Origin of the sequence: Agrobacterium vitis (assembly GCF_037039395.1) — a bacterium.
Taxonomy (GTDB): domain Bacteria; phylum Pseudomonadota; class Alphaproteobacteria; order Rhizobiales; family Rhizobiaceae; genus Allorhizobium; species Allorhizobium vitis_E.
The window spans coordinates 2083600-2110358 of the sequence record NZ_CP146242.1 but is presented as its reverse complement, the minus strand read 5'-3'; the positions used below and the strand labels follow the sequence as shown (position 1 = coordinate 2110358).

The 26759-nt window shown below is 58.0% G+C and carries 28 protein-coding genes and 1 tRNA gene; 11 read left to right on the top strand and 18 right to left on the bottom strand.

Annotated elements, in window-relative coordinates:
* Positions 1-18: 18 nt before the first annotated feature.
* Entirely contained in the window at positions 19-831 is an 813-nt protein-coding gene (locus V6582_RS12435; protein ID WP_156632510.1) for a DUF3108 domain-containing protein, read from the bottom strand.
* Between the two features lie 223 nt (positions 832-1054).
* Between V6582_RS12435 and rpmB the strand changes: the two genes are divergently transcribed.
* The gene (rpmB, locus tag V6582_RS12430; RefSeq protein WP_015917333.1) at positions 1055-1345 is read left to right on the top strand and encodes a 50S ribosomal protein L28; all 291 of its coding nucleotides are present in this window, start codon (positions 1055-1057) and stop codon (positions 1343-1345) included.
* Positions 1346-1526: 181 nt separating this feature from the next.
* A complete protein-coding gene (locus V6582_RS12425) occupies positions 1527-2159 on the top strand; it encodes a queuosine precursor transporter (RefSeq protein WP_156632509.1) in 633 nt (210 codons plus the stop codon).
* An 11-nt stretch (positions 2160-2170) separates the two neighbouring features.
* Here the strand turns inward: V6582_RS12425 and V6582_RS12420 are convergent, their stop codons facing one another.
* From V6582_RS12420 to V6582_RS12405, 4 genes are all read right to left on the bottom strand, one after another.
* Positions 2171-3166 (bottom strand): esterase-like activity of phytase family protein, encoded by a 996-nt coding sequence (locus V6582_RS12420; protein WP_234889726.1) that lies wholly within the window; start codon positions 3164-3166, stop codon positions 2171-2173.
* Positions 3167-3189: 23 nt separating this feature from the next.
* A complete protein-coding gene (gene cobT / locus V6582_RS12415) occupies positions 3190-5091 on the bottom strand; it encodes a cobaltochelatase subunit CobT (RefSeq protein ID WP_156614350.1) in 1902 nt (633 codons plus the stop codon).
* A gap of 17 nt (positions 5092-5108) precedes the next feature.
* Positions 5109-6101: a cobaltochelatase subunit CobS gene (cobS, locus tag V6582_RS12410; protein ID WP_060718633.1), complete on the bottom strand. Its 993-nt coding sequence runs from the start codon at positions 6099-6101 to the stop codon at positions 5109-5111.
* 89 nt (positions 6102-6190) lie between these two features.
* The gene (locus V6582_RS12405; protein WP_156632507.1) at positions 6191-6817 is read right to left on the bottom strand and encodes a J domain-containing protein; all 627 of its coding nucleotides are present in this window, start codon (positions 6815-6817) and stop codon (positions 6191-6193) included.
* Positions 6818-6951: 134 nt separating this feature from the next.
* On the opposite strand from V6582_RS12405, the gene V6582_RS12400 reads away from it, so the two are divergent.
* The gene (locus V6582_RS12400) at positions 6952-7233 is read left to right on the top strand and encodes a BolA family protein (protein ID WP_070153262.1); all 282 of its coding nucleotides are present in this window, start codon (positions 6952-6954) and stop codon (positions 7231-7233) included.
* Positions 7234-7236: 3 nt separating this feature from the next.
* Here V6582_RS12400 and aroB read toward each other — a convergent pair whose 3' ends face one another.
* Both aroB and V6582_RS12390 read right to left on the bottom strand, forming a co-directional pair.
* The gene (aroB, locus tag V6582_RS12395; protein WP_156632506.1) at positions 7237-8382 is read right to left on the bottom strand and encodes a 3-dehydroquinate synthase; all 1146 of its coding nucleotides are present in this window, start codon (positions 8380-8382) and stop codon (positions 7237-7239) included.
* Positions 8379-8972, bottom strand: a complete 594-nt coding sequence (locus V6582_RS12390) for a shikimate kinase (RefSeq protein ID WP_156632505.1) — start codon at positions 8970-8972, stop codon at positions 8379-8381. Before V6582_RS12390 ends, aroB begins: the two co-directional genes overlap by 4 nt.
* 346 nt (positions 8973-9318) lie before the next feature.
* Between V6582_RS12390 and V6582_RS12385 the strand changes: the two genes are divergently transcribed.
* The 5 genes from V6582_RS12385 (at position 9319) to V6582_RS12365 (ending at position 13658) form a co-directional block, all read left to right on the top strand.
* Positions 9319-9471, top strand: coding sequence for a hypothetical protein (locus V6582_RS12385; RefSeq protein ID WP_015917342.1), 153 nt, complete (start codon positions 9319-9321; stop codon positions 9469-9471).
* A gap of 42 nt (positions 9472-9513) precedes the next feature.
* Positions 9514-10512: a site-specific tyrosine recombinase XerD gene (locus V6582_RS12380; protein ID WP_156632562.1), complete on the top strand. Its 999-nt coding sequence runs from the start codon at positions 9514-9516 to the stop codon at positions 10510-10512.
* Between the two features lie 208 nt (positions 10513-10720).
* Positions 10721-11674, top strand: a complete 954-nt coding sequence (locus V6582_RS12375) for an acetyl-CoA carboxylase carboxyltransferase subunit alpha (RefSeq protein ID WP_071202925.1) — start codon at positions 10721-10723, stop codon at positions 11672-11674.
* 356 nt (positions 11675-12030) lie between these two features.
* Positions 12031-13398, top strand: coding sequence for a L,D-transpeptidase family protein (locus V6582_RS12370; protein WP_156632504.1), 1368 nt, complete (start codon positions 12031-12033; stop codon positions 13396-13398).
* The gene (locus tag V6582_RS12365; protein WP_234889725.1) at positions 13395-13658 is read left to right on the top strand and encodes a sulfurtransferase TusA family protein; all 264 of its coding nucleotides are present in this window, start codon (positions 13395-13397) and stop codon (positions 13656-13658) included. Before V6582_RS12370 ends, V6582_RS12365 begins: the two co-directional genes overlap by 4 nt.
* 24 nt (positions 13659-13682) lie before the next feature.
* Here the strand turns inward: V6582_RS12365 and V6582_RS12360 are convergent, their stop codons facing one another.
* Positions 13683-14825, bottom strand: coding sequence for a CobW family GTP-binding protein (locus V6582_RS12360; RefSeq protein ID WP_197434412.1), 1143 nt, complete (start codon positions 14823-14825; stop codon positions 13683-13685).
* Between the two features lie 139 nt (positions 14826-14964).
* A complete protein-coding gene (locus V6582_RS12355) occupies positions 14965-16002 on the bottom strand; it encodes a D-alanyl-D-alanine carboxypeptidase family protein (RefSeq protein WP_156632561.1) in 1038 nt (345 codons plus the stop codon).
* A gap of 230 nt (positions 16003-16232) precedes the next feature.
* Between V6582_RS12355 and V6582_RS12350 the strand changes: the two genes are divergently transcribed.
* From V6582_RS12350 to V6582_RS12340, 3 genes are all read left to right on the top strand, one after another.
* Positions 16233-17396 carry a M20 aminoacylase family protein gene (locus V6582_RS12350; protein ID WP_156632501.1) on the top strand — a complete coding sequence of 388 codons (1164 nt, stop codon included), beginning with the start codon at positions 16233-16235 and terminating at the stop codon, positions 17394-17396.
* Positions 17397-17456: 60 nt separating this feature from the next.
* Positions 17457-17533 (top strand) — tRNA-Arg (locus tag V6582_RS12345).
* Between the two features lie 199 nt (positions 17534-17732).
* The gene (locus V6582_RS12340; RefSeq protein WP_337739303.1) at positions 17733-18833 is read left to right on the top strand and encodes an AI-2E family transporter; all 1101 of its coding nucleotides are present in this window, start codon (positions 17733-17735) and stop codon (positions 18831-18833) included.
* 72 nt (positions 18834-18905) lie between these two features.
* On the opposite strand, the gene visR is transcribed toward V6582_RS12340, so the two are convergent.
* The 9 genes from visR to V6582_RS12295 form a co-directional block, all read right to left on the bottom strand.
* Entirely contained in the window at positions 18906-19661 is a 756-nt protein-coding gene (gene visR, locus V6582_RS12335) for a transcriptional regulator VisR (protein ID WP_156632500.1), read from the bottom strand.
* A 135-nt stretch (positions 19662-19796) separates the two neighbouring features.
* Positions 19797-20543 (bottom strand): transcriptional regulator VisN, encoded by a 747-nt coding sequence (gene visN / locus V6582_RS12330; RefSeq protein ID WP_060718642.1) that lies wholly within the window; start codon positions 20541-20543, stop codon positions 19797-19799.
* Between the two features lie 239 nt (positions 20544-20782).
* Positions 20783-22471 (bottom strand): flagellar basal-body MS-ring/collar protein FliF, encoded by a 1689-nt coding sequence (fliF, locus tag V6582_RS12325; protein ID WP_070152972.1) that lies wholly within the window; start codon positions 22469-22471, stop codon positions 20783-20785.
* A gap of 276 nt (positions 22472-22747) precedes the next feature.
* Entirely contained in the window at positions 22748-23119 is a 372-nt protein-coding gene (gene cheT, locus V6582_RS12320; protein ID WP_413463581.1) for a chemotaxis protein CheT, read from the bottom strand.
* A 292-nt stretch (positions 23120-23411) separates the two neighbouring features.
* Positions 23412-23966 (bottom strand): chemoreceptor glutamine deamidase CheD, encoded by a 555-nt coding sequence (cheD, locus tag V6582_RS12315; RefSeq protein ID WP_015917355.1) that lies wholly within the window; start codon positions 23964-23966, stop codon positions 23412-23414.
* Positions 23963-24352 carry a response regulator gene (locus V6582_RS12310; protein ID WP_027486928.1) on the bottom strand — a complete coding sequence of 130 codons (390 nt, stop codon included), beginning with the start codon at positions 24350-24352 and terminating at the stop codon, positions 23963-23965. The genes cheD and V6582_RS12310 overlap by 4 nt, the downstream gene beginning before the upstream one ends.
* The gene (cheB, locus tag V6582_RS12305) at positions 24352-25389 is read right to left on the bottom strand and encodes a protein-glutamate O-methylesterase CheB (protein ID WP_070152969.1); all 1038 of its coding nucleotides are present in this window, start codon (positions 25387-25389) and stop codon (positions 24352-24354) included. The genes V6582_RS12310 and cheB overlap by 1 nt, the downstream gene beginning before the upstream one ends.
* Positions 25386-26294, bottom strand: coding sequence for a protein-glutamate O-methyltransferase CheR (gene cheR, locus V6582_RS12300; RefSeq protein WP_060718645.1), 909 nt, complete (start codon positions 26292-26294; stop codon positions 25386-25388). Before cheR ends, cheB begins: the two co-directional genes overlap by 4 nt.
* The gene (locus V6582_RS12295) at positions 26291-26758 is read right to left on the bottom strand and encodes a chemotaxis protein CheW (RefSeq protein WP_156632499.1); all 468 of its coding nucleotides are present in this window, start codon (positions 26756-26758) and stop codon (positions 26291-26293) included. The genes cheR and V6582_RS12295 overlap by 4 nt, the downstream gene beginning before the upstream one ends.
* Between the last annotated feature and the right edge of the window lies 1 nt (position 26759).

Below are 26759 nucleotides of genomic sequence, written 5' to 3'. Positions count from 1 at the left end.
CAATGATTTTAGTGCTGATCAGGCGCCAAACCGGGTGGCTGTGATCGACAGCGTTCCCACCCGCGTTGGCACCCGCGCATAGACCGGAGCATATAAGGACATGGTTCCGGTCTTGGCAAACCAGATTTCCATATCGTTGGCGCTGCGCAGATATTCGATATCGCTGCGGGCCTTGTTGAAGCCGGATTTCGGCACATAGCGCACGGAGCAGACAATCGCCTCGCCCGATACATTGCCAGCGGTAAACTTGTTCTTGCCCTTTGGCGACATCACCAGATCCAACCGGCTTTCACCATCGAAAATCGGCAGGGTCCGGGAGCAGATCTTGCCATCGTCGGGCAGGGTCAGCCCGCCGACAGGATCGAGCACGGAGCGCAGATCGCTGGCGCTCACCGGCAGCCAGCGGTCCTTGTTGCGGTTGGGTTGAGGGGTGATGGTCGTGGAGACGACATTGCCGCCTGCATAGCGCACGTCATAAACCCGGGTTCGCTTGCCCCGCGTATAGACCAGATTGTAATTGCTGGCCTGCAAATGCTTGTCCTCGGCCACCTGTCCGGTCACCTTGGTCTTTGCATCGAGGCTGGTGAAGACATTGGCAATGCCCGCCGACGAAATCGTGCCGGTAATGGTGTAGCCAGGACGTGTGACTTCGGTAACGAAGGTCGCACGGGCGACAGGCAGACCAAGCAGGGTGACGCGATATTCATTGCGATAAGTCTCCCCTGCAAAGGCCGAGCCGCTGGCCAAGACCAGCGTAACGCCTAGCGCGACACCACGCGCGGCAGGGGCGGTCAGCAGAAAAGACAGTTTACGAACAAGCTCAAAACGCATCGCGACACCATGGCTCCAATGTCTGTTACCCCTTCATTTATGACGTTCACTATGGCAAGACCATAGCCGAAGCGTCGATAAATCCGCCCTTTTGCCAAGGTTTGTCTTGACGGGGCGGCTTCAGCTGACTATAGAACCGCAACTTTCCAATCAGACCGCGTTGGATTGCGCCCTGGGTTATTGCCTAGAAAGCTTTCCGACTGCCAATAAGAATAGGTGCATCATGTCCCGCAGTTGCGAATTGACCGGCAAGGGCGTCCAGTCGGGTAATAATGTAAGCCATGCCAACAACAAGACCCGCCGCAAGTTCCTTCCGAACCTGTGCGACGTCACGCTGATTTCCGATGCCCTCGGCCAGCGTTACCGTCTGCGCGTCTCTGCTGCTGCTCTTCGTTCCGTCGAGCATCGCGGTGGCCTGGATGCCTTCCTTTTGAAGGCAAATGAAACCGAACTGAGCATGCGCGCTCGTCTGCTGCGCCGCCAGATCGTCAAGAAGACCGCAGTCGCCGCCTGATATCAGGCAGCCACAGCATTGACATAACGAACGGGCTTGAACGGTAAAACGTTCGAGCCTTTTCGCTTGCGCCGTTTCTTGCCAAAATCTTTGGTACAGCGGCAAGTATCGACCCTTTCTTGTTATGGCCGGTCCAAATGTGGGCTGAGCTATAGCTGGTGGCATCTCCCAGGATAAAAAAATGCGGATCACACGTCACATCCTCGTCTACAGCATGCTCATGACCCTTGTCGTGGTTGCCTCCAACATCCTCGTGCAGTTTCCACTGTCGGGACAATTGGCGGGCGTGCAGCTTGGCGACCTCTTGACCTATGGCGCCTTTACCTATCCGGTCGCCTTTCTGGTCACCGACCTGACCAATCGACAGTTCGGCCCCTCCACGGCCCGCAAAGTAGTGTTTGTCGGCTTTCTGGTGGGCGTGGCGCTGTCCTTCGTCACCGGGCAGCCACGCATCGCCATTGCCTCGGGCACCGCCTATCTGGTCGGGCAATTGCTTGATATCAGCGTCTTCAACCGGCTGCGCGAGCAGGACTGGTGGAAAGCGCCGCTGGCCGGTTCACTGTTTGGCTCGATACTCGATACGGTGATTTTCTTCTCGCTGTCTTTTGCACCGGTCTTCGGCTTCATCGGCCCGAATGATGATTTCGCGATAAGCTGGGCGCCGTTGCTTGGCGCATTTTCCCCTGAAATCCCCCGCTGGATCTCCTGGGCCATCGGTGATTTTACCGTGAAAATGCTGGTCGGCCTGATTATGCTTTTGCCCTATGGGGCATTGATGAACAGGCTGAAGCCCTACCAGCTTGCGCGGGTTTGACCTCTGCTGCCTTACGGCAGCAGCCGGAACTCCAGCATCAGCGTCCGTTGCAGCATGAAGTGGTTGTCGTCGGAGACCAGGATCAGGCGAAGGTCGCCATTGCCCATGTCCACCACATCCAGGCCTTCCATATTGTCGATCTGGAAGCTTTGATCGGCGTCGAGCAGGATCTCTCCATCCACCAGCGCGCCCGGCTTGATGCTGTCGCCCTTGACGCGCACGATGCGCATGCCGAGCCCGGTTGGAAACCGGAACCGGCGCTCCAGTAGCAGCAGATCGCCATCCGGCAGCCAGGCGCCATCGGTCACGTCGAAATCATCACGGCGCACCAGTTTGAAGCCGCCCGGATGCGCACCATCGACCACGCCGGCATAAAGATTACCCTTGGCGTCCAGGCTCTCCTCGGTAATCGTCACCAGGCCACCGGCAAGCGGTCCTTGCGCCGGCGATGCCGTCAGCATTTCCAGGCTGCGATTGCTCTCCAGGACCTTTTTGGGAAAGGGCAGAGGCAGGCTTTTTTCCGGCTTGGCCGTTTCAAATCCGTCGAGGGGATATTGGTCGATCCGATGCCGCTGCTCAAAGCCGACATAGATCTTGTCGCCACGGATCGCCAGGCTCTCGGCATCCATCGCCCGTTTCGACACATGGCCGCGACCGTCCCGGTCAAGCATCGGTGCGAGCGAGACAGTGTCTATACCGGCAAGGCGCCCCTTTTCATCCCTGACGATCTCACCCGAAATCCAGTCGCCCGTATCGAGGACACCGATGAAACGCTTGCCATCCGGTCGAAACCGGATCGAAGACCAGGCGCCAAACAGACTGTCTGACGATGTCAGGTCCAGCCCACCGATAAATTCCAACTTGCCGAACACGGTCTGGTCCGAAGCCGGATTAAAATATTCAATTCTCCGGCTACCCACCGTCGCGGACTCACCCACAGCCTGAGATGCCGCCAAAAGCAACACGGAGCCGCAGCAGAAGGCGGCCAAGGCTTTGCGGGAGGTCATGGCAAGCAAAGGATCACGCGCACTCAGCTGGCGCGGCGGAACGAACCGCCACGCGCGCCCTTGGCGGGCTTATCTTCGAACAGGCCAGCCAATTGCTCGGTCATCGCACCGGCCAGTTCATCCGCATCGACAATGGTCACGGCCCGGCGGTAGTAGCGGGTGACGTCATGGCCAATGCCGATCGCCAGCAATTCAACCGGAGACCGGGTCTCGATCTGCTCGATCACGGCGCGCAAATGCCGCTCCAGATAATTGCCGGGATTGACTGACAGGGTCGAATCGTCGACCGGCGCACCATCGGAAATCATCATCATGATCTTGCGCTGCTCACGCCGCGCCAACAGCCGGTTATGCGCCCAGATCAGCGCTTCGCCGTCGATATTTTCCTTGAGCAAGCCTTCGCGCATCATCAGGCCCAGATTGCGCCGTGCCCGCCGCCACGGCGCATCCGCCGACTTATAGACGATATGGCGCAGGTCGTTGAGGCGGCCAGGCGTTGGCGGTTTGCCGCTGGCAAGCCATTGCTCGCGGCTCTGGCCGCCCTTCCAGGCCTTGGTGGTAAAACCAAGGATTTCCACCTTGACGCCGCAACGCTCCAGCGTGCGGGCCAGAATATCGGCGCAGGTGGCGGCAACCGTGATCGGGCGTCCGCGCATCGAGCCGGAATTGTCGATCACCAGCGTCACCACCGTATCGCGGAACTGGGTATCCTTCTCCCGCTTGAACGATAGCGGCTGCATCGGATCGATGATCAGCCGGGTCAACCGGGCCGGATCGAGATAGCCCTCTTCCAGATCGAAATCCCAGGACCGGTTCTGCTGCGCCATCAACCGGCGCTGCAAACGGTTGGCCAGACGACCGACCGCGCCCTGGAGATGGGCAAGCTGCTTGTCGAGAAAGGCGCGCAACCGGTCAAGTTCGGCTTCGTCGCACAATTCTTCCGCCGAGGTTTCCTCATCGAAGGCCTCGGTAAAGACTTTGTAATCGACCTTCTCGTTGAAATCGTCGAACGGGCTGGCCGGACGGCGCATTTCACCTGGCGTCTCGCTGTCCTCGTCGCCTTCCTCGGACATGTCATCGTCGGAAATCTCGGCACCGTCCATTTCGCCGTCGTCCATCTGCTCTTCGGCAGATTCGCTTTCATCGGCGGGCGCGCTTTCGGAGCCGGCTTCCTCCTCGGAATTTTCCTGCTCTTCCTCGCCACTGCGCTGCTGGTCTTCTTCCGAGGTCTCTTCCTGCTCGGCCTGTTCCGGGTCCTCGCCGAAATCCTCGGCCATTTCCATGGACGACAGCATGTGTCGCACGACGCGGGCAAAAGCCTGCTGATCCTCGATTACATTGGCCAGATTGGAAAAATCGCTGCTGGCCTTTTCCTCGATGAAGGAGCGCCAAAGATCCAGCACCTTACCGGCACTTTCCGGTGGCTTCTGACCGGTCAGCGCCTCACGAACCATCATCGCCACGGCTTCCGACAGTGGCGCATCCTCGCGCCGCTCGATGCCGGAAAAATTGGCCTTGGCGTATTTTTCCGAGGTCATCGATTTCAAATTGGCGGCAACGCCGGTCATCCGCAAGGCACCGATCGATTCCACCCGGGCCTGTTCAACCGCATCGAACACCGAACGGGCATCCTGCCCCTCCGGCGCCATGGAGGCATGGACTTTCTGATCGTGGCAGGCAAGCCGCAGCGCCATCGAATCGCCAAGCCCCCGTGTCACCGCCAGTTCGTGGGCGGTCGGTCGCTTGGAAATTTCCGGCAGGCGAATGCGCTCGCCAGCGATGCCCGGACGATCATTGGCAAAAGCCACTTCGACGCTGGCATCGCCGGCAATCGAGCGCACGCAGCCGGTAATCGCCCGGCGCAACGGTTCGGTATCGACCGCCGTGCCGGGTTTCGCCTGGGAATTATCGCCGCGACCTGCCATGTTCCTTAAGTCTCTTTTCAGGCGCCAAGAACGATATTGGCTGCACTTTCCTTGAGTTCAATGCCAAAGGCGCGCTGGTATTGCTCGGCCACCAGGGTCCGCTCCAGTTCGTCGCATTTGTTGAGGAAGGTGACGCGGAAGGCAAAGCCGATGTCACCGAAGATCTCGGCATTTTCCGCCCAGGTGATCACGGTACGCGGGCTCATCACGGTCGAAAGATCGCCATTGATGAAAGCAGACCGGGTCAGATCGGCCAGACGCACCATCTTTGCCACATTATCGGGACCGTTCGGGGTGGCGGCAAAGCCCTTGACCTTGGCCAGGACGATATCGACTTCCTTTTGATGCGGCAGGTAGTTCAACGTGGTGACGATCGACCAGCGGTCCATCTGTGCCTGGTTGATCTGCTGGGTGCCGTGGTAAAGGCCAGTCGTGTCGCCAAGCCCGACCGTATTGGCCGTTGCAAACAGCCTGAAGGCGGGGTGTGGGCGGATAACGCGGCTCTGGTCGAGCAGGGTCAGGCGGCCAGAAGACTCCAGCACCCGCTGGATGACGAACATCACGTCCGGACGTCCGGCATCGTATTCGTCGAACACCAGCGCCACATTATGCTGATAGGCCCAGGGCAGAATGCCATCCTTGAATTCGGTGATCTGCTTGCCATCCTTCAGGACGATGGCGTCCTTGCCGACCAGGTCGATACGGCTGACATGGCTGTCGAGGTTGACGCGCACGCAGGGCCAGTTCAGCCGGGCAGCGACCTGCTCGATATGGGTGGATTTGCCCGTACCGTGAAAGCCGGACACCATGACGCGGCGGTTGTGAGCAAAACCGGCAAGGATGGCCAGCGTGGTTTCCCGGTCGAACAGATAGTCGGGATCGAGATCCGGTACATAGGCATCGCCCTTCGTATAGGCCGGCACGCGAATGTCGCTGTCGATGCCGAACACCTCCCGGACGGAAACTGTCGTGTCGGGCAGGTTGGCGATATCAAGGTCAATTTTGCTCATCGTCTCTCCAAGCCGGGCGGCATCTCCCAGCGCATACAATCAAGGTCGCATACAATCAGGTCGCATACGCAATCGGATATTGTCTTCGATTAACAGAAACCCGCCTGCTTTAACAATTGATAGGCCTGAATAACAGCCCGAAAACGCTCTTCAGAACCTCTGTCTCCGCCATTTGCATCTGGATGATGTTTTTTGACAAGCTCTTTATAGCGCCTCTTGATATCTTGGGCGGTGGCAGCGCCCGTCAACCCCAGGGCATCGAAGGCTTTTGCTTCCAGCGTCTTCAGTTTTCGCGCCTGCGGCTCAAACCGCGACGCATTGCCGCGCCCTTGGGAGACGAAGCCGAAAGGGTCCCTCATCCGCGCCTGCGCCGTGGCCGAACCGGAGCGCTGGGTGGAGTGAATGGGCGATCCCTTGGCGGCCTTGTTGACGCCAACCGTCCAGGTTGGGCGATGACCGGTGATCGCTTCCTTCTGGTAGCGGGCAATCTCGCTGTCGGAAAGGCCGGAGAAGTAATTGTATCCCTTGTTATATTCCTTCACATGCTCGAAGCAGAACAGGAAAAACTGGCCTTCGGCATTGCGCCCCACCGGCGCACGATGCGCACCCGGCCGCTCACAGCCATCCCACTGGCAGGTGGTGACGGGCGGTTCCGGTTCCGCATCCTTCTTGCGGCGCGTGCGGATCTTGTCGAAATATTTTGAGTCGAGTTTCATTGGCAAATTATGAGGCTTTCCCCATCTCACAACAAGAATTGACAAATCATATTGTTCTTGGCCATTTGGAGGCTTTTCTCAAAACGCCCGAATTGGTCAGCAGAATTGGACGCCACCGCATGCAGAGCCACCCGATGTCACTCCGCCAAACGATAGAGCAGAAATTGACACAGGCCTTCCAGCCCGAGCGTTTGCTGGTGATCGATGAAAGCCACCACCATGCCGGCCATCAACCTGACATGACCGGCACGGGAGAAACCCATATGCGGGTGCGCATCGTCTCAGGCAGTTTTACCGGCCTCAGCCGCCTGGCCCGGCACCGGGCCGTCACCGACCTGCTGAAACCGGAACTGGATGCCGGCCTGCATGCGCTCGCCATCGAACCATCAGCGCCTGGCGAGGCCACACGCTGGTAGAGATCAGCCGGGTAGATTTTCGTTCAGAAAGCCCAGCACTTCAGAAGACGGTACATCGTCGGCGACGAAAGACTGTCCGATACCGTGGGTGAGAATGAATGTCAGTTGACCGCCCTTGACCTTCTTGTCCTGGGCAATGGCATTCATCAGCGTTTCGGCAGGCGGCATATCGCCTGGAATGTCGCTGATATGGGTCGGCAGCCCGACCTCTGTCAAGTGATGCTTGACCCGCTTTGCATCGTCAGGGCTGGCCAGATTGAGCCGGGCCGAGAATTCATGGGCCAGCACCATGCCGATGGCGACGCCTTCTCCATGCACGAGGCGGCGGCTGTCATAGCCCGTGGCCGCTTCCAGCGCGTGGCCGAAGGTGTGGCCGAGATTGAGCAGGGCCCGGCGCCCATGTTCGCGCTCATCGGCCACGACCACATCGGCCTTGGCCTGGCAGGACAGCGCAATCGCCTGGGTGCGGGCCGCTCCACCGGCAAACACCTCGCGCCAGTTGCGCTCCAGCCAATCGAAAAACTCCGGCTTGTCGATCAGGCCATATTTCGCCACTTCGGCATAGCCGGCACGAAATTCCCGTTCGCTCAACGTATTCAGTACCGCCGTATCGGCCAGAACCAGATCCGGCTGGTTAAAAATGCCGACAAGGTTCTTGCCCTGCCTGGCATTGATGCCGGTCTTGCCGCCAACGGAACTATCGACCTGCGACAAAAGCGAGGTCGGGATCTGCACGAACCGCACTCCGCGCCGAACGATACCCGCTGCAAAGCCGGTGAGATCGCCGATAACGCCGCCGCCAAGGGCGATCACCACGTCATTGCGCTCGATACGGGCTTCCAGCAGCACGTCGCAAACCTTGGTCAGGTGCTCAAAGCTCTTGGTCTTTTCACCGGCAGGAAGGGTCAGCGACACGGCTTCAAAGCCATCCGCCTCCAGGCTGTCCATCAGCGCGCCGTGGTACAGCGCTCCGACATTCTCATCGGTGACGATGGCTGCCTTACGGCCCTTGATACGGGTTGAAATCTCGCCGCCCGCCCGCCCGATCAGGCCGTCGCCGATCAGGATATCATAGGCGCGCTCACCAAGCGGGACATGCACCAGACGTTCTGAGGATTCGGGACCTTCGGATGCCTGTTCTCTGCTCATCGCTTGCTCCTGCCTTTGCTGACATAGGCGATCACCGCGTCCATGACCTCATCGGAAATGGCTTCCTTGCGCCCATCGCGCGACGATATGGTAATATCGGCACGCTGATAGATCGGGTAGCGCTCCAGCATCAGCTTTTCCAGCGTCTGTTTCGGGTTTTCGGTCTTCAATAGCGGGCGGTGATCGCGCTTGTTGACCCGCTCCCACAGCACATCCAGATCGGCTTTCAACCAGATGGAAATGCCGCCGCGCTCAATCTGCCTGCGGGTTCTGTCATTGATGAAGGCGCCGCCGCCGGTGGAGACGACTTTCGGCCCGGACCTGAGCAGCCGTCGGATCACCCGGGTTTCCAGCGCCCGGAATTCCGCCTCGCCATAGGCTGCGAACAATTCGCTGATCGTCATGCGCGAGACCCGCTCGATCTCGGTATCGGTATCGATGAAAGGCAGGTTCAGTTGCTGAGCCACGAGACGCCCGATCGCGGATTTTCCAGCCCCCATCAGGCCGACGAAAATCAGGTTTCGACGCCCGAGCACCGAGCGGGCACGCTCAGCAAGAGGTAGAACAGCATGGGGCATCGAGTGGGTCATTAGCCTTTTCGCAACACGTTTACCACCCTATTGACAAATGCCGGGGCCACGTCAAGCACTTGCCGCACATGTTGCCAAGAAACAATTACCTGCATGGCCCGTCACCTCCCTTAACTCCCGGGGGTTTAGGGTATTATCCGGCAGATCCTGCCATGTTCCATCTTGAAACAAGAGCGGCTCCAGCCGATATTGCTGATCTGTGTTGCAATGAGGGAAAAGCAGACCTGATCTTTCCCGAAGAGATAAACGACACCAAGAGAACCCAAAGTGTTACAGCAACCTCGACTGCTTCTTCCGGGAAGCACGGCACTGTACACCATGCCTTTCAAGGCAGGAGGCCGTCATCATGCCCACCTTGTTCCGCTTCCTGTTCGTCATCGCCACCGTGGCGGCCATGATCTATGCGGCGATGTGGGCGCTGGTCATCTTCGTGGAACCCGGCCAGCGGGAGATAACCGCAACCATTCCTGCCGCCCAGATCAAGCCGCAGCAGCCATGATCGTGATGGCACAGACACCAAATGATAGAAACGACAGCATTCATGGTTGATCTCGGCCACGCCCGCATCGAAGCTTTCCTTGAGATGATGAGTGCCGAGCGCGGTGCAGCGGGCAACACGCTCTCTTCCTATGAACGGGATCTGGAAGATCTGCATGGCTTTCTGGCCACGCGCCAGGTTAGCGTCATGGCAGCCACCAGCGACGACCTGTCCGCCTATATGGCCGATCTTGGCCACCGCGGGTTCGAAGCCTCGTCCCAGGCCCGCCGTCTGTCGGCGCTTCGGCAATTCTACAAGTTTCTCTATGCCGAGGGACTGCGCGGCGACGATCCGACCTCGATCCTCGATACCCCGAAAAAGGGCCGGCCTTTGCCCAAGACCCTGTCGATTGCCGATGTCGACAGGCTCCTATCCCTGGCCCAGGCCGAAGCGGCGTTGGAAGGCCCAGACCGCCTGCAAAGGCTGCGGCGGCTGGCACTGCTGGAACTTCTCTATGCGACGGGCATGCGTGTCAGCGAACTGGTCTCCCTCCCGGCCAATGTCCTTGCGCAGGAGGGCCGGTTCCTGGTGGTCCGCGGCAAGGGCAACAAGGAACGGCTGGTGCCGCTGTCGCGCTCGGCCATCGCCGCTATGCAGGCTTACGCGCAGGCCAAGGAAATCGAACAGGCAGAGAAACCACCATCGAAAAAACCACCATCGAAAAAAACAGTATCAAAACTGGGAAAATCATCGGGCATTGGCTTCCTGTTTCCCGCCGCCAGCCGCGAAGGTTATCTGCCCAGACAGGTTTTCGCGCGAGAATTGAAGGATCTGGCCATTCGCGCCGGTCTCAGTGGCGATGCGGTGTCCCCACATGTGCTCAGGCATGCTTTTGCCAGCCATTTGCTGGAAAACGGCGCGGATCTGCGTGTTGTGCAGGAATTACTGGGACATAGCGACATTTCGACGACGCAAATCTACACGCATGTGCTGGAAGAAAGGCTCCAGATTCTGGTTGAAACACATCACCCTCTTGCAAAACATAGGAAAAACCACGATTAGAAGCCCGGCTAGGCGATGTGCTAAGCCCCTTGGGTTGGCACGCAAATTGTTTGCAAGACAGACATTGCGGCCAGGCATTGCGACGACATTTACGGTTTCACACCATCAAGGATGGGTGGTGAGATCAGGCATATAGTCAGAAATTACGATGGCCGCCGCTCAGCCAACATCGTAAAGCAGGATAGAGTAACGGATCGGAACGGACCTGATGATCAACTATCTCGATTTCGAAAAGCCTATTTCCGACCTCGAAGGCAAGATTCACGAGTTGAAGAAGCTGAAGAGCGAGGATGAAAGCATCGACACCTCGGAAGAGATCGGTCGTCTGGAAGTCCGCGTGCGCGAAGCCATGGAAGAGATTTATTCCAAGCTGAATGCCTGGCAGAAAACCCAGGTCGCCCGCCATCCGCAGCGTCCGCATTTCGTCGATTACGCCTCGCGCCTGTTTACCGATTTCACGCCGCTGGCTGGCGACCGCAAGTTTGCCGAGGACGCAGCCATCCAGGCGGGCCTCGCCCGTTTCCGGGGTGTGCCGGTGGCGATTATCGGCCAGGAAAAAGGCAGCGACACCAAATCGCGTCTGAAGCACAATTTCGGCAGTCCCCGGCCTGAAGGATATCGCAAGGCGATCCGCGTCATGGAAATGGCCGACCGTTTCGGTCTGCCGGTGATTTCGCTGGTCGATACCGCTGGCGCCTATCCGGGCGTCGGCGCTGAAGAGCGCGGCCAGGCCGAAGCCATCGCCCGCTCGACGGAAATGTGCCTTAACCTGAAAGCCCCTTTGATCTCCGTCGTCATCGGCGAAGGCGGCTCCGGCGGCGCCATCGCTATTGCCACCGGCAACCGCGTCTACATGCTGCAACATGCCATCTATTCGGTGATTTCGCCTGAGGGTGCGGCCTCGATTCTATGGCGCGACAGCACCCGCGCCAAGGAAGCCGCCACCAACATGAAGATCACCGCGGAAGACCTGAAGGGTTTCGGCATTATCGACGACATCATTCCCGAGCCGGTTGGCGGCGCCCATCGCAATCCCGAAACGGTTATCGACCGCACCGGGGAAACCATCGCGGCGGCACTGAAGGATATGTCTGGCCAAAGCGGCGCGGAACTGCGCGCGGCGCGGCGCCAGAAATTCCTCGATATCGGCCGCAACCTGTAAACCGCCGAGAACGCTGCACCTTTCATGACCGTAGAATATAGCGGGTGATGTGCCGCATAAATGTTTCAATTAGGTCTTAGAGCGACAGTCATAACCAAGGGCTGTCGCTCTAAGCTTTTTGGATACTCCAACCTTCGTTTCAGGCAAGGCAGGAAGTGTCCACCATAGGCAATCGGCAGTCATTCACACTTTAGAAACCATATTCGGGCAAGGATCGAGACTGGATCGACAGGCTCCGACTTGATATGGTCCCGCCTGGATGATCAGTGCTTCTTAGTCCCATGACCAGGACATGCTCACGCATCCTTGTTCTGACATAATGCCTTCGCCCCAATGAGACCCAGTTGAGCTCGACAATGCGCATTTCAAACGCCGCCCTGCTGATCGCCACCACTCTGCTTCTGGCAGGGTGCAACGACACCTTGGATAGCGTCAGTGAAAAGAAGATGCCGGACAATGTGTCCAACAAGGTAGAGCAACCGCTCCCCCCTGAAATTCTGAGCGCCATGAAGGCCAAGGGCATGGAGCGCAATTCGCCGATTGCCATCCGGATTTTCAAGGAAGAAGGCGTTCTGGAAATCTGGAAGGCCAAGACTGACGGCCGTTTCGAGAAAATCGCCGATTACCAGATCTGTGCGTGGTCCGGGAAACTGGGACCGAAAGAGAAGGAAGGCGACCGGCAGGCGCCGGAGGGTTTCTATGCCCTGACACCCGCCAATCTCAATCCCTATTCAAAATATTACCTGGCGATCAATACCGGCTTTCCCAACAAATACGATGCCGTCAACAATCGCAGCGGCACCAATCTGATGATCCATGGGGCCTGCTCGTCATCCGGCTGCTATTCGATGACGGATGCCCAGATCCTGGAAATCTATGCCTTTGCGCGCGATGCTTTTCGCGGCGGCCAGCAGACCGTGCAATTGCAAGCCTTTCCGTTCCGCATGACCGCAGAAAACATGGCCCGGCATCGCTACAGCACCCACATGCCCTTCTGGCAGATGCTGAAGGCTGGCTATGACCAGTTTGAAGTCACCAAACAACCGCCGCAGGTTGGGGTTTGCGACAAGAAATATGTCTTCAACCAGCAGGTCGAAGCAGGCAAAAGCCTGAATGCCGCTGGTGCCTGCCCACCGATGAGCACGCCACCGCAATTGTCTGCGGCGCTTGCCTCCTATAATTCCGCCTATAGCCGCGACTATGCCAAGGCCATGAAGAAATATGAGGACAAGGTCTGGTACGATCCAAGCGAAGCCGAACGCAAGGCTTTGGTTGCCGACCTGAAGAAAGGCCGCGACCTGGCCTATGCTCCGACAGGCTCGGCGTTGAAGGCTGGCAAACTGTTGAAATTGTCCGAGGTCGCCGACCCGGCCAATCCGGTCATCAGCCCACGGAAAACCGCAGCGACAGCCGCCCCGCTGTTCGCATCGCTGGGCAATTCCGCCAAGACCGGTCGCTATGGCGAGCCAAGCGATCCGCAGACGGCAAGCACAGTGAACTCTGGCACTTCGAGTTCCGGTGCTGCCGGTCCTGGTCCTATGAGTTCTGGTGCTCAGCCCACCATCGACCCGACCCAGACGGCAACTGTCGCCCTCCCGGCCACCGGCCCGGTTCCCGCGCCGAACCCGGTCGCGCCGCCGCCGCCGCAGTCCAGCATGGTGGCTATGGATGCAGCCTCTGAGCCAGCGGCAAAACCCTTCTGGAAATTCTGGGCCGCCCGTTGACCCCGGAGTTGACCCCGGAGCCCGAAGACATTCTGGATCTCAAAGGGCTGAAATGCCCGCTTCCCGTGCTGAAATCGCGAAAACGTCTGTCTGGAATGGCGGTCGGTAGCCGGCTCATTGTCGAAACCACCGATCCGCTGGCGATCATCGATATCCCGCATTTCTGCCGGGAAGACGGATATATCCTGCTGTCCAGCGAGAGATCCGCGACCGGTCACCGCTTTGTGATCAGCAAACCGGATCAGATGCCCAGCCGATAAAACAGCGTCCGAGATAACTGCCGATCAGAAGGTCATGCCCGGCACTGCCAGGGGATTGTCTTCCAGAGCCTTCCGATCCGGCCGATCGATCGCCACTTTACCCGTGAAGGCGTCGAACAGATCCCGCACATAGGCCTCGTCCAGCCCATCGGTAATCATCACCAGCCGGCTCCGGCGGTCGGAGGGATCTGGCCATGCTGCCAGCCGATGTGGCGGATGAAAGATCGATTGCACACCATGAATGACGACAGGCCGCTCCGGATCGTCTTTAAGCCCGACCACCGCCTTCATCCGCAGCATTTTTTCGCCATGAGCCGACCGCAGCAGGTCGATGAACATATGAAGCGCCGCCGGATCGACCAGATCGTCATGCAGGATGGAGAAGGAGCGGATGGTGGCACCGTGACGTGTGACATCGTCATGGTGATGGTGGGAATGATGGTCGTGGTCGTGGTCGTAGTCGTGGTCGTGGTGACGATGATCACCCGCTTGCTGCTCTTCCTGCAACCACCGCGCCACGTCAGGCATTTTTGTCGCCGGATCATAAAGACCATTGTTGAGGATGACCGCTTCGCCAGCAGCCGATGTTTCCGCGTCGACAACAACAGCCCGAGGGTTAAGCCCGGCAATCCGGCTTTTCAACCTTGCGACGGCACCGTCATCAGCGAGGCTCGCCTTGGTCATCACCAGCCTGTCGGCCACCGCCACCTGCCGGACAGCTTCGCTGTAACTGTCCAGCACTCTCTCGCCATTAACGGCATCAATCACGGTGATTAGTCCTTCCAGCTGAAAAGACTGCGACAGGACAGGATGTCCCATCACCGACTGCATCACCGGCGCGGGATCAGCCAATCCGGTGGTTTCGATCACCACCCGCGACAGAGACTTGATCCGCCCGGTCTGCAAGGCATCGACCAGTTCGGCCAGCGTATCGATCAATTCACCGCGCACCGTGCAGCACAGGCAGCCATCCGAAAGCTGGACGATGGAATCGCTGGAGGCTTCGACCAGAAGGTGATCGATCCCCACTTCACCGAATTCATTGATGATCACCGCGGCGTCGCGCATGGCGGGATCCTTCAGCAGCCGGTTCAGCAGCGTGGATTTTCCAGCACCGAGAAAGCCGGTCAGGATGGAAACAGGAATGCGATCGGCAAGGGCAACCATGGTCATGACCTCTTCTTATACCAAGGCTCGAAGATGCTCAGACATCCCCGCCCTGAAAGAATTTCCAATGTCAAAATGCATCAAAGGCTTGATATATTAGAAAGAAAACACGGAGTGCCACATTCAATGGCTCTCCACATTACATTTGCGGGCGCGGCGTGGGGCGCGGAACCTCGCCCATCTGCTGCTGCTTGGCAGCCGGTGGCGGATCCGGCGGCTCGCTGCCGGGGATGAGGCCAGCAAAGACTGGCACCGGCGGTGCGGCCATTTCGTGGATATAGGGCGATTGCAGCTTCATCCGGCCGGTCTCATCACGGGTTTCGCTGCGCCGTTTGCGTGCCTCAGTGGAGCACATTTCAGCGGACACGTCATTCACCGCGTTCAAACCGTCAACGCTGTCAGGCCCCAGCGCCGAAAGGCGCGATCCCTGCGCATTGGGTCGATCGAAATATTTCTGGAGCAGATTGGCGGAAATATCGGCGCGTGCCGCCAGGCTGTCGGCGCCCATCACCACAGTTATCAGCGTACGGCCATTGCGGGTCGCAGAGGTGATCTGATTGAAACCGGACGCACAGATATACCCGGTCTTCATACCATCCACCCCATCGAAACGGCCGACCAGCATATTCACATTGGGATAGATCTTCTTGCCGGTATCAATGGCTTCGATCTTGAAATAGCCGGCATATTCAGGAAATTCGCGGCGAATGGTCACGGCCAGCACCGCAAGATCGCGGGCCGTGGAATATTGGCCGGGAGCGGGCAATCCATTCGGATTGACGAAATGGCTGGATGTCATGCCGAGCCGGGCTGCCTCGGCATTCATCCGGGCAACGAACGCCGCCTGGCTGCCGCCGACATTTTCAGCCACGGCCATGGCGATGTCATTGGCGGATTTCACCAGCATCATCTTCAGGGCATCGTCCAACGTCATTTTCGAACCGGGCTTGAAGAACATTTTGCTTGGCGCTTGCGACGCTGCAAAGGCACTCAGCGTCACCACGCTATCCAGGCGCACTTCGCCTGCTCTCAGCGCCCTGAAGGTCGTATAGGCCGTCATCAGCTTGGTCAGCGAGGCCGGATACCATTTCTTGAAACTATCCTGATGCTCCAACACCGTCAGGGAGTTGACATCCACCACCAGCACGGGATTGGCGGCGACCGTAGATGGCAGCATGGCGGCGAACAAGGCAACGGCAACAAATGCGCGCCGGATCTGGCGAGGCAGCACGGACAATGACTTCTCCTTCCGGAAACTGGACAGGCCACCCTGAATGTCTCTCGCATCGGGCAACCATATGTCCTATATGTCGAACCAATGGCAAAGCCCATCAGCAACGTCAATTGCAACCGAGTGATAAATGAGCTGGACCCGCCCGGTTCAAACGCATGTGATCAGGAAAACCGATGCCAATCTTGAACCGCGCCGCAGAACTGGAAGCCGATGTCCGGCAATGGCGCCATCATCTGCACCAGAATCCGGAAATTCTGTATGACGTCCATGAGACGGCTGCCTTTGTCGCGGAAAAACTGACGGAATTCGGCGTCGATGAGGTGGTGACGGGTTTAGGACGCACCGGCGTCGTCGGCCTGATCAAGGGACGCGGCGATGGCAGCCGGGTGATCGGCCTTCGCGCCGACATGGATGCGCTGCCTCTGCAGGAAATCACCGGCAAGCCCTGGGCCTCGAAAACCGATGGCCGCATGCATGCCTGCGGCCATGATGGCCATACCGCCATGCTGCTGGGTGCTGCGAAATATCTGGCCGAGAACCGCAATTTCAACGGCTCCGTCGCCGTGATTTTCCAGCCCGCCGAAGAGGGCGGCGCAGGCGCGCTTGCCATGGTGGAAGACGGCCTGATGGAGCGCTTCGACATTGCCGAAGTCTATGGCATGCACAACATGCCCGGCATGCCGGTCGGCACCTTCGCGATCCGCAAGGGCGGGATCATGGCCGCTCCGGACAAATTCTTCATCACCATCAAGGGCCGTGGCGGCCACGCTGCCGAACCGCACCGTGCCATCGACCCGATTGCCATCGGCGCCCAGATCGTCACCAATCTGCAATTGATCGCAGCGCGTAGCGCCAATCCGGTGCGCTCGGTCGTCGTCTCCGTCACCCGCTTTCAGGCGGGAACGACCCACAACATCATTCCCGAGCAGGCCGAACTGACCGGCACGGTGCGCACCCACGACGATGAGACGCAGGACATGGCAGAGCGCCGGATTCGCGAAATCGTCGCTGGCATCGCCAGCGCCCATGGGGCGGAAGCAGAGGTAATCTATGAGCGCCCCTGCCCGGTCACAGCCAATCATCCTGACGAAACCGACAATGCCGCCCGCGCCGCCATCGATATCGTTGGCGAAGGCAATGTTAACACCGACGTCGACCCCTCCATGGCAGGCGAAGATTTCGCCTTCATGCTGAAGGCCAGGCCCGGCGCCTATATCATGATTGGCAATGGCAATACGGCAGGCCTTCACAACCCGGCCTATGATTTCAACGACGAGGCCATCGCCTACGGCATTTCCTACTGGGTCAGGCTTACCGAACAACGGCTGGCGGATTGACCCATCTGATCAGGAAAAAGCTTGGCTTCATCAGCGGCTTTTTGTATGGAGGTAAACAGTGGTTCCGTAGCTCAGCAGGATAGAGCATCAGATTCCTAATCTGAGGGTCACGCGTTCGAATCGCGTCGGGATCACCATTTTTAAGCCAAAAGCAAAATAAACGATAATTTGCAGTGCGGCCGCCATATTTTCACAAGCTTTTTGGAATTAGGAACTACTATCGATCGACGGAGCGCGGACGCGCGTCGGCTCATGCTGAAGTTATCATGCTTCAGAGAGGCTTTTGGACTTCGGAGTGTACAGGTGACCGTGAGAACTGCGAAAAACGATAGTGTCGTGACACCCCCCGCCGTTCCTGTACGTCGTGCTGCCGCGGAGCGCTATGCGCTGGTTGCCCCAACCTCGGCGGCGCGCTGGCTCCTGCTGGCCGTTTTGATGGCCAGCGCCTATTTCTTCTACGGTTTCATCGTGCCGTTGCTGGCCGCCATGGTGATCGGCTTTGCAAGCTGGCCGATCTATCGGCGCATCCTGGGCCTCGCCCGTGGCAACAGGACGATTGGTGCGACGATTGCCATTATTCTTGTGGTCTCCTTCATTGTCGTTCCCATCTCGCTGGCTGGTATCTATGCCGTCGATGAGGTGAAAAGCTGGGGCGTCTGGGCCTTGCGGGCCAATGAAGTGGGCGCGCCGGTACCACAGTGGTTAATCCAGGTTCCCCTGGCCGGTTCCTGGCTTTCCGAGCATTGGGATCAATATGTCGGCCATCCCGGTGCGCTTGGCGAATTGGTGCAACTGATCAGCGGCGCCAATATCGGCACGATTTACCGTGGCCTGCTGGTGGTCGGCTCCTCGGCTTTCCACAGCTTTCTCACCTTGCTCTTCATGCTGATCGCGCTGTTCTTCGTCTATCGCGATGGGGAGCGGATTGTCGCGCAGGTGGATATTGTTGGCGAGCGCATCCTGCCCGGGCGCTGGGAACGAGTGTCGCGGCTGGTTCCGCTGACCATCAGTTCCACGGTGACCGGCATGACGATCATTGCGGTCGGCGAAGGCATCGCGCTTGGCCTCGCCTATTGGATCGCAGGCGTTCCTTCCCCTGTCACGCTCGGCATCATCACCGGCTTCATGGCGCTGATTCCCGGTGGCGCGCCGCTGTCCTTCACCCTGGTCTCGATCTATCTGGTTGCCAGTGGCTCGACCATTGCAGGGGTCGGATTGCTTGCCTGGGGAACCGTGGAGCTTTTCATTGTCGACAAGACATTGCGGCCGAGACTGGTGGGCGGACCGATCAAACTCCCCTTCCTGCCAACATTTTTCGGCCTGATCGGCGGCGTCAAGACCATGGGCATGCTCGGCCTGTTCGTCGGCCCGGTGCTGATGGCGATCCTTGTGGCCATCTGGCGCGAATGGCTCCTGGAAGCCAAACAGCCCGAATGATCGCGCATCGGTAGCGCGTTTCGCGAAACCGGTTCCGGACTTTCCGCCAGACCGGGTAATTTATTTGGAAACTCAGTTGATGTAGCCGAGCCTGATAGCCTTGGCGATTGCCTGGATACGGTTGACCGAATCGAGCTTGATCGTCGCCGATCCCAGATAGGCATTGACGGTATGGACCGAAAGGCCGAGATTTTCGGCAATTTCTTCGCTGATCCGCCCATCGCCCGCCAATTGCAGGCAGGCGATTTCCCGGTCGCTCAATGCCTCGGACGGCGCTACTTTTCGCTCGCTCAGTGACAGAATATCCATCATCAGCTTGCAGCTGCGATTATGCATGTCGATCATCACATCGCTGTCGAGATCCTCAGATCCGTTCAATGCGAAAATGACATAGCCATTGCCGACAGCGCCCAGCCGGACCGGAAAAGCAACACCCGAAAACGGCAGATTGCCAGCTGGCAGACGCGATACGAAAGCGCCAAACTCACTGCTGATACAGAATGTGGCGTTGTCCTTGGCATTCCACATCAAAGGCAGCAGCAAATCGTCGATATGACTCAGCAAAAGTTCGCCATAGCAGGACACAAATGCATCGCTATAGCTGCCGACCATGCCGCTGGCTGCCCAACTCTCACATTCGCATTGCAACATGCGTTTGCGGGGCAAGCCTGAACCCGCCACCCGGAACACAGCAAAGCTGCGGGCGTTGATCGCCTTCTGCATGGCAATCAGCCGGGGAAAAATATCCCCCCGGTTCGCAGCCAGCCGGGCTTTCAGATCTGCTGCCGATCCTGTCCTGCCGCTCGACATGTCTGCATTGAACGCCATGGCTGCCTTTCATACCAACGCTTGAAGATGCGAATGCATCCCCGCCTTGAAGTGGTTTTGGATGTCTCAAGACATCAAAGACTTGAGATATCCTGAAGTAGAATGCCAACCGTCACCTTGAAGGGCCGTCGGCGTTTAGACCAGATTGTTGCGAACCGCGTAGGCAATCGCTTCAGAGCGAGTTTTCGTAGCGGTCTTGCGCATCACACTGGTGATGTAATTATTGATAGTATTGCGGGAAATACCAAGAATCGTGGCAATTTCATCGCTTGTCTTGCCTTCGGCAATCCAAAACAGGCATTCCAATTCGCGTTCTGTCAGCTCGAAGTCGCGATCCGCTTTCTGTGACCGTCCCGTCGACAGGCTGACGCAATAGGCCGCCAACAAACCCACATCCCGCAACCGGTCCGGCGAGATTACGAATCCGTCTGGAAGAAGCATGACCAGCGCCAGCCGCGTACGCCCGACATTGAACATAACAGAGCAATATTGACGGCTGGCCCCTAAGGGCAGTTCCAGGTCGTCAGGCAGGAGTACGAATTTTGCTTGCAGCAGGCCCAGGCATTTTTCAAGCTCAGTGGCCCGCGAACAGGCAGCCGACAATTCTGTGGCAACCCCCCGGGCCAGATCGAACGGCCAGTCCGCCGTCACCACGAAATCCAGCCCATGTTCCTGAATAAGGTCGTATCGCGCCAGGAGATAGTGCGAGGCTCCTGCATAATCCGTCAGGATATGCATGGCGACCCGAAGCTTTCCGGCGGACGCAGCAGAGGAAAGCTGCCGGATCATCGCATCACGCAGTCTAGGGCCCTCAGGCCTGTTCGCCGTCTTCTGGCTACGGATCCCTTGATAGCCCCCAGGCTCAAGGAGTTCGACACTCATAAAGCTCCCCTTTCAAGGGATAGAAACGGCCACCTCTCTATATGCTTTGCCACAGAAGCCGCCCATTCCGTGGTTAGGCGCGTCATTCGAAACATGCCGAATCACCATGTCGTTATTGTATGTAAATAAGTTCTAAACGCTACGGGGATTAGCACGGAAGGTGTGGCTTATCCGCACCATACAAAAATGCTGCGCCGACTTTCGCTGGCGCAGCACTGTTATTGCTCATGATTGAAGGATCAGGCTGCGTTTTCGACTGCCCATTTGCGCAGGATCTTGGCAGCACGCTCTTCCGAGATTTCCACCATACGCGCCAGACGCCGTTCTGGGCCTTCCTTGACGCGACGATTGAAGCCGCCATTCGGATCATTGTCGAGGGCAAGGACATCATCGGCGCTATCGAAGCCGAAGTCGGAACCAAAGCCATCCATCAGGCCGCCACCGGCACCGGCATCGAGACCCGGAGAGAAGTCGGGCAGTTCCAGTCCGGCAACAGCGTCGCTGCCACCCTCAAGCGCCGCAGTTCCACCGCCGCCCATCGAGCGTACCATCGGACGAATGCCCATCCAGACAACAAGGAAGGCAACGGCGAGGAAGGCAAGCGAGTTGATGATACCCGCCATGTTGCGGCTGAGGATTTCCATGACACCGGGACCGGTTGGAGCCTCGCTCAGCAACTGATTCTCCAGGAAGTCCATCGCCGTCAGTGTCACCACGTCGCCGCGCTTGTCATCGAGCCCAGCAGCCGATTTGACGATCTTTTGCATTTCCGCCAGATAGGCATCGATCTTGGCCTGATCGACCGGCTCGCCGACCATGGTGGCGATACGCTGCTTGTTGACCACAACGGCCACGGAAAGCTTGTCCAGCGTATAGCCATTCTTGACGGTGGCAATCGTCTTGCTGTTGATTTCGTAGTTGGTCTGCTCTTCCTTCTTGTCCTGCTGGTCGGACGATTCAGGACCGGCACCACCCGCTTGCGGCGCTGCCTGCGGAATATTCTGCTCCACGGTCGCTGCGGTATCGGATTGCCGCTGCTGCGACTTCTGCGCTTCCTTGGTGGTGCGGGTCGAGCGTTCGACCTTGGATTCGGGATCGTAAACCGTTTCCTGTATCTGCTGCTGGTCGGTATTCAACTGCGCTGTGACGCTGGAGCGGAAATTGTCCATACCGAGGAAAGGTGCGAGCGCCTTGTCGATATTCGATTCGATTTCCTGCTGAACCGACTGGGCAACGCCGAGATTCCGGTTTGCAGTGCCGCCCGTCTCATCGCCCGATGCCAGCAACTGGCCGGTCGAATCCAGAATGGTGACATCATCGACTTCAAGACCCGGCACAGCCGACGCCACCAGATGGCGGATCGAAGCTGCGGATTTGCGACCGGCATCGGAACCGGCTCTGATCATCACCGAAGCCGTTGGCTTTTGCGCGCCGCGGCGGAAATTCCCGACATCCGGCATGACGATATGCACGCGTGCTGCCGCAATACCGTTGATCTGCTGGATCGTCCTGGCTATTTCGCCCTCGAGGGCGCGCACCCGGGTCACTTCCTGCATGAAGGATGTCAGACCCAGGGAGCCGACATTATCGAACAGTTCGTAGCCGGCATTGGTGCTATTGGGCAGGCCGCGTTCGGCCAGCAACAAACGGGCCTTGCCGGTCATGCCGGCCTGGACCTGAATGCTCTTGCCATCGGCGCCAGTCTGAAAACCGACGCCCGCTTCAGCCAGGGCAATACTGATTTGATTGACGTCCGTCGCTTCGAGGCCGACATAAAGGGTCTCAAAGGCGGGCTTATTGATAAAAAACGCCGCACCGATAACCAGCGCCACCGAAACGACGCCAACACCCGCAAGGGTCCATAGTTTTGTAGGTCCCAAGGACGAAAGGTTCTTGAAGACCTGGAGTAGTTGATTGAACAGATTCATTCTGTCTCGCACCGTCAAACATGAGGTTACGGCTTTTGGCCTAGTGTCACCCTAGGACGCGAAGCTTGTGCGAGCGTTTCCTGAAGCCTGCAAACCAAGCCCGATGTGCGGAAACGGATGTCCCAAAACGAAGATCGCCCCACGAAGGAGCGATCGGAACACTTTTCTATATGGATTTACGGAATTACAAAAAGTCTTTCTGTTTATTTTTACACCTTTGCGGGCACAAACCGCCTCGCATTTTTGCTGAAACTGCTCTCTCCGGGCTGGCAGAGATCAGAAGAAATCGAAATCGCCCGCAGCTTTGCTGAGCGGCTGCGAATGACCATGACGCAGGCCATCGCCCAATGCCTTCTGCATTTCGGCCAGCTTGACGAGGCTGAGCGCCGTCGTCATGTCCACTTTCCAGTCGTCGGAAACATCAGCCGTAATGGTATCGATAAATTCGGCCAATCCGCGCGATTTCTGCACGGCGAGATCGATACCTTGCAAGACCTTGAGCGTTTCAGCCGATTCCAACGCCTTTGATCCACCAAGCTCCAGCAATTGCGGCTCGACCCGCTCGATCAGATAGGCAACGTCGTGAAGTTCCGTCACAACACGCATCAGAATTTCAGGTAGTGATTCTTGCACGCTCGTGGCCTCCAATACTGACTCAGGCTTCGCAGTTCTGTTCTCCCGGAACACACCACAGACAAAAGCCGCGCGGTACGCTCCATTTATGCTTTTTATTCAGTCCCGCCCTGAGCTTGTATAAACGAGCGAGGGGTTGTCCGTTCCGTTCACCCGAAACCGCAAACAGTGTTCGGATGGTCATCCATTTCATGCCAGCCTTGCTCGAATACATCGTGCCGCCAGCCGCATCACATACCTTAGATTGTCCTTAAAAATCGTTACGCAACTTTCATCAATATGGATTGCCCGTGAAAGAACCGAACCGTTAAAAAAACTCGATCGAGCTTTCCACCGGCTTTTGCACTTTGACCGGCCGCTGTTCCATGGCCACGGTCTTTTGCGTTTCCGCCCCTGTCAGAGGATACTGGCGGGCACGACCGCTGATCGGCCAGAATTCCAGCTTGCGGCCATGCTCGCCGCCCGTGGAAGAGCCAACCACCTTGATACCTTCGTCTTTCAGAAACTGCGCAGCAAAGGCGGCATTCTGTTCGCCGACATTCGAGAACGTCGCAATCGTCTTGGCGCCCCCGAAAATCTTGGCTTCCAGACGATCGCGCCGAGCCCCCTTCTTCAAGAGGCCGTTGATCAGCAATTCCATCAGATGGACGCCATAGCGCGTGGCATCCCCGCCTCCCATGCCGGGATTGGCAGAGCCCGGCAGGAGGAAATGGTTCATACCGCCGACACCGGCAATGGGATCACGTATGCATGCAGCCACGCAGGAACCCAGGATAGTTGAAAGCACCACATTCGGGTCGCTGACAACCTTGTATTCACCTTGAATAATATGGACCCTGCGAGCCGCAGCTTCGTCACTCATTTTAATGCTCCGAAAACAGCTTCAATGGCCGCCTTCATCTTTTCGATGGTAAACGGCTTGGCGAGTACGTTATTGGCACCCAGTTGGGCCGCTTTCTGCACCAACGCCCTGTCGCCTTGGGCAGTCAGAATGATGAAGGCCGCCTTCTTGGTCGCCGGATTGCTTCGAACCGCCTGCAGAAGGCCGAGACCATCCATTTTCGGCATGTTGAAGTCGGAGATCACCAGATGATGAGGCTGTTGAGCCATGATCTTCATCCCTTGCTCACCGTCGCCGGCAGCCGTGATCTGCTTGAAACCCAGCTGAGTCAGCGCGTCGCTCAAAAGTAATCGGCTGGTCACCTGGTCGTCCACTATCAGGACCTTAATTTTTTCAGCTATTGACATTATTCATAACCTTCTTTCCGTGCGGCCGTGAGTTTGAGAATTTCTTCGCCGATTGAGCCAAGCGGCAATTGATGCTCGACGGCACCCAGTTCATGGGCAACGCGAGGCATACCATAGACCACACAGGTCTTTTCGTTCTGCCCAATGGTCCGTGCGCCTGCACTTCGCATTTTGAGCAATCCAGACGCTCCATCGCGCCCCATACCTGTCAGTATGACGCCAACGGCATTGCGTCCAGCCAATTCCGCCACCGAATCAAAGAGAACATCAACCGATGGCCGATGCCCGTTGACCGGGGGCGTTTCCAGCAAACGGCAACTGGGAGCGGATGCGTTCACCACTTGCAGATGCCGTTCTCCACCAGGGGCCAGATAGATCTTGCCGATCTGCAATCTGGCACCGTCGGTTGCTTCCTCCACCACGGGAGCGCAGAGCCGGTTCAACCGCTCCGCAAAACTCTTGGTAAACGTCGGCGGCATGTGTTGGGTAATGACCGTCGGCGGGCAATTAGGCGGAAATTTCTGCAACACGGCAATCAGCGCTTCGACACCCCCTGTCGAAGAACCGATCGCCACGATCTTGCGACCCACCCGGAAATCGGCAGCAGGCGTGGCAACCGGCGCCGCATGCATGATCTGCCGACGCTGGGAGCGGGCCGCCGCCTTGACCTTTTCGGCAAGATCGCCGAAGGGACGGGCCTCACCCGGCATCGGCTTGCCGACGCAGTCGAATGCGCCAATTTCCAAGGCAGCCAGCGTCGCTTCAGCTCCGCGATGGGTCATGGTCGAGACCATGATGACAGGCATCGGCCGCAGCCGCATGATCTTTTCGAGAAACTCCAAACCGTTCATGTTTGGCATTTCAATATCGAGCGTCACCACATCCGGGTTCAGTTGCTTGATGGCGGCGCGGGCCTCCATGGCATCCTTGGCCTGGCCAATGACGCTGACTTCCGGATCGGAATTGAGAACGGCGGTGATCAGCCCCCGCATGGTCGGGCTGTCATCGACGACGAGAACGCGAGCGGCGGCTATCATACTTTGCGCCCTCCGGTCTTGCCGGTATATTTGTAGGTGGTGATACCGATATTATCGAACAGGTTCTTAGGATCGCCCGACACCCGCTCGGAGTGGCCGATATAAAGATGGCCGCCCTCCGGCAGCAGCCCGGCAAACCGCGACCAGATCTTCACCTGGGTCGGCTCATCGAAATAGATCACCACATTGCGGCAGAAGATCACGTCGAACGGTCCTTTGATTGGCCATTGTGCCATCAGATTAAGCTCGTTGAAGGTGATCAGCTTCTTGACCCGGTCATCGACCTGGAATTTCCGGCGCCCGCCGACATCGACATCGCGGAACCATTGCTTGCGCATGGCCGGGCTCACGGTTTCCAGCGCCGTTTCGTCATAGGCTCCGGCCCGGGCCAGCGCCAGGATCTTCGGATCGATATCCGTTGCCAATATCCTGAAATCGTAATCGGCGGCATTCGGCATCAAGGACAGGACCGTCAGGGCGATGGAATAGGGCTCCTGCCCATCGGAACACGCGGCAGACCAGATCCGCACGCGACCGCCAGCCTTGGCGCGGTTGATCAAGCCCGGCAGAACCTCGGTGCGCAAATGATCGAAGTGATGGTTCTCACGAAAGAACCGGGTGAAATTCGTTGTCAGATGCGACAACATTTCACGTCGCGCCCCGGCCCCTTCCTGGGAAGAGACAAGCGCGCAATATTCACGAAATCCACGCAATCCAAGATTGCGAATATGCTTCGACAGTCTTGAATAGACAAGGGAAGCCTTGGAATCGTTCAGCGCAATCCCGGCATCGGCATAGATCATCGCAGCAATTTCGTTGAGATCGCGGCGGGTCAACGGGTATTCGCCACTGGCCATGATCTCGTCGTCCGATTGCCGGCTATGCGCAGAAAAGGTCGATGTCATGCCGCTTCGCTTTCAGTTTCAGAGAAAAGGCCCGCCAGCTCAATCAAACAGATCATCCGTTTGTCAATGGCGAGGATGCCTCTTGCATATTGACGCTCGAGATCAGAGGAGACCTCAGGCATCGGTTGAATCGTCTCATCCGTCACGCTCAGGACGTCGGACACGGCATCCACCAGCAGGCCGACGACCTTGGTCCTGGTCTGGACCACGATAATCACATGCCGGACTGTCGGCTCCGTCCGCTTCAGCCCGAGCCGGATCGCCAGATCGACGATCGGCAAGACGGCGCCGCGCAGGTTGATCACGCCCATCACGTAATGAGGAGACTGCGGCAACGGCGTTGCGGGGGTCCATCCACGGATTTCCCGCACCTGCATGATGTTGACGCAAAACTCCTGATCACCGATACGAAACGCGATCAACTCGCGATTTCCCTGAACCAGACTTTTGACCGCATTCGACATA

Bases quoted from the DNA above. Each gene is read 5' to 3' on its own strand.
- cheD (WP_015917355.1), bottom strand. From the start codon at position 23,966: ATGAGTGACGAAGCTGCGGCTCGCAGGGTCCATATTATTCAAGGTGAA.
- V6582_RS12435 (WP_156632510.1), bottom strand. From the start codon at position 831: ATGCGTTTTGAGCTTGTTCGTAAACTGTCTTTTCTGCTGACCGCCCCT.
- V6582_RS12375 (WP_071202925.1), top strand. From the start codon at position 10,721: ATGATCAACTATCTCGATTTCGAAAAGCCTATTTCCGACCTCGAAGGC.
- visN (WP_060718642.1), bottom strand. From the start codon at position 20,543: ATGAGTGTCGAACTCCTTGAGCCTGGGGGCTATCAAGGGATCCGTAGC.
- cobS (WP_060718633.1), bottom strand. From the start codon at position 6,101: ATGAGCAAAATTGACCTTGATATCGCCAACCTGCCCGACACGACAGTT.
- V6582_RS12355 (WP_156632561.1), bottom strand. From the start codon at position 16,002: ATGCTGCCATCTACGGTCGCCGCCAATCCCGTGCTGGTGGTGGATGTC.
- V6582_RS12400 (WP_070153262.1), top strand. From the start codon at position 6,952: ATGTCACTCCGCCAAACGATAGAGCAGAAATTGACACAGGCCTTCCAG.
- V6582_RS12380 (WP_156632562.1), top strand. From the start codon at position 9,514: ATGGTTGATCTCGGCCACGCCCGCATCGAAGCTTTCCTTGAGATGATG.
- V6582_RS12405 (WP_156632507.1), bottom strand. From the start codon at position 6,817: ATGAAACTCGACTCAAAATATTTCGACAAGATCCGCACGCGCCGCAAG.
- fliF (WP_070152972.1), bottom strand. From the start codon at position 22,471: ATGAATCTGTTCAATCAACTACTCCAGGTCTTCAAGAACCTTTCGTCC.
- cobT (WP_156614350.1), bottom strand. From the start codon at position 5,091: ATGGCAGGTCGCGGCGATAATTCCCAGGCGAAACCCGGCACGGCGGTC.
- V6582_RS12385 (WP_015917342.1), top strand. From the start codon at position 9,319: ATGCCCACCTTGTTCCGCTTCCTGTTCGTCATCGCCACCGTGGCGGCC.
- V6582_RS12350 (WP_156632501.1), top strand. From the start codon at position 16,233: ATGCCAATCTTGAACCGCGCCGCAGAACTGGAAGCCGATGTCCGGCAA.
- V6582_RS12425 (WP_156632509.1), top strand. From the start codon at position 1,527: ATGCGGATCACACGTCACATCCTCGTCTACAGCATGCTCATGACCCTT.
- visR (WP_156632500.1), bottom strand. From the start codon at position 19,661: ATGGCGTTCAATGCAGACATGTCGAGCGGCAGGACAGGATCGGCAGCA.
- V6582_RS12360 (WP_197434412.1), bottom strand. From the start codon at position 14,825: ATGGTTGCCCTTGCCGATCGCATTCCTGTTTCCATCCTGACCGGCTTT.
- V6582_RS12295 (WP_156632499.1), bottom strand. From the start codon at position 26,758: ATGTCGAATGCGGTCAAAAGTCTGGTTCAGGGAAATCGCGAGTTGATC.
- cheR (WP_060718645.1), bottom strand. From the start codon at position 26,294: ATGACATCGACCTTTTCTGCGCATAGCCGGCAATCGGACGACGAGATC.
- V6582_RS12390 (WP_156632505.1), bottom strand. From the start codon at position 8,972: ATGACCCACTCGATGCCCCATGCTGTTCTACCTCTTGCTGAGCGTGCC.
- V6582_RS12310 (WP_027486928.1), bottom strand. From the start codon at position 24,352: ATGTCAATAGCTGAAAAAATTAAGGTCCTGATAGTGGACGACCAGGTG.
- rpmB (WP_015917333.1), top strand. From the start codon at position 1,055: ATGTCCCGCAGTTGCGAATTGACCGGCAAGGGCGTCCAGTCGGGTAAT.
- V6582_RS12420 (WP_234889726.1), bottom strand. From the start codon at position 3,166: ATGACCTCCCGCAAAGCCTTGGCCGCCTTCTGCTGCGGCTCCGTGTTG.
- V6582_RS12370 (WP_156632504.1), top strand. From the start codon at position 12,031: ATGCGCATTTCAAACGCCGCCCTGCTGATCGCCACCACTCTGCTTCTG.
- aroB (WP_156632506.1), bottom strand. From the start codon at position 8,382: ATGAGCAGAGAACAGGCATCCGAAGGTCCCGAATCCTCAGAACGTCTG.
- cheB (WP_070152969.1), bottom strand. From the start codon at position 25,389: ATGATAGCCGCCGCTCGCGTTCTCGTCGTCGATGACAGCCCGACCATG.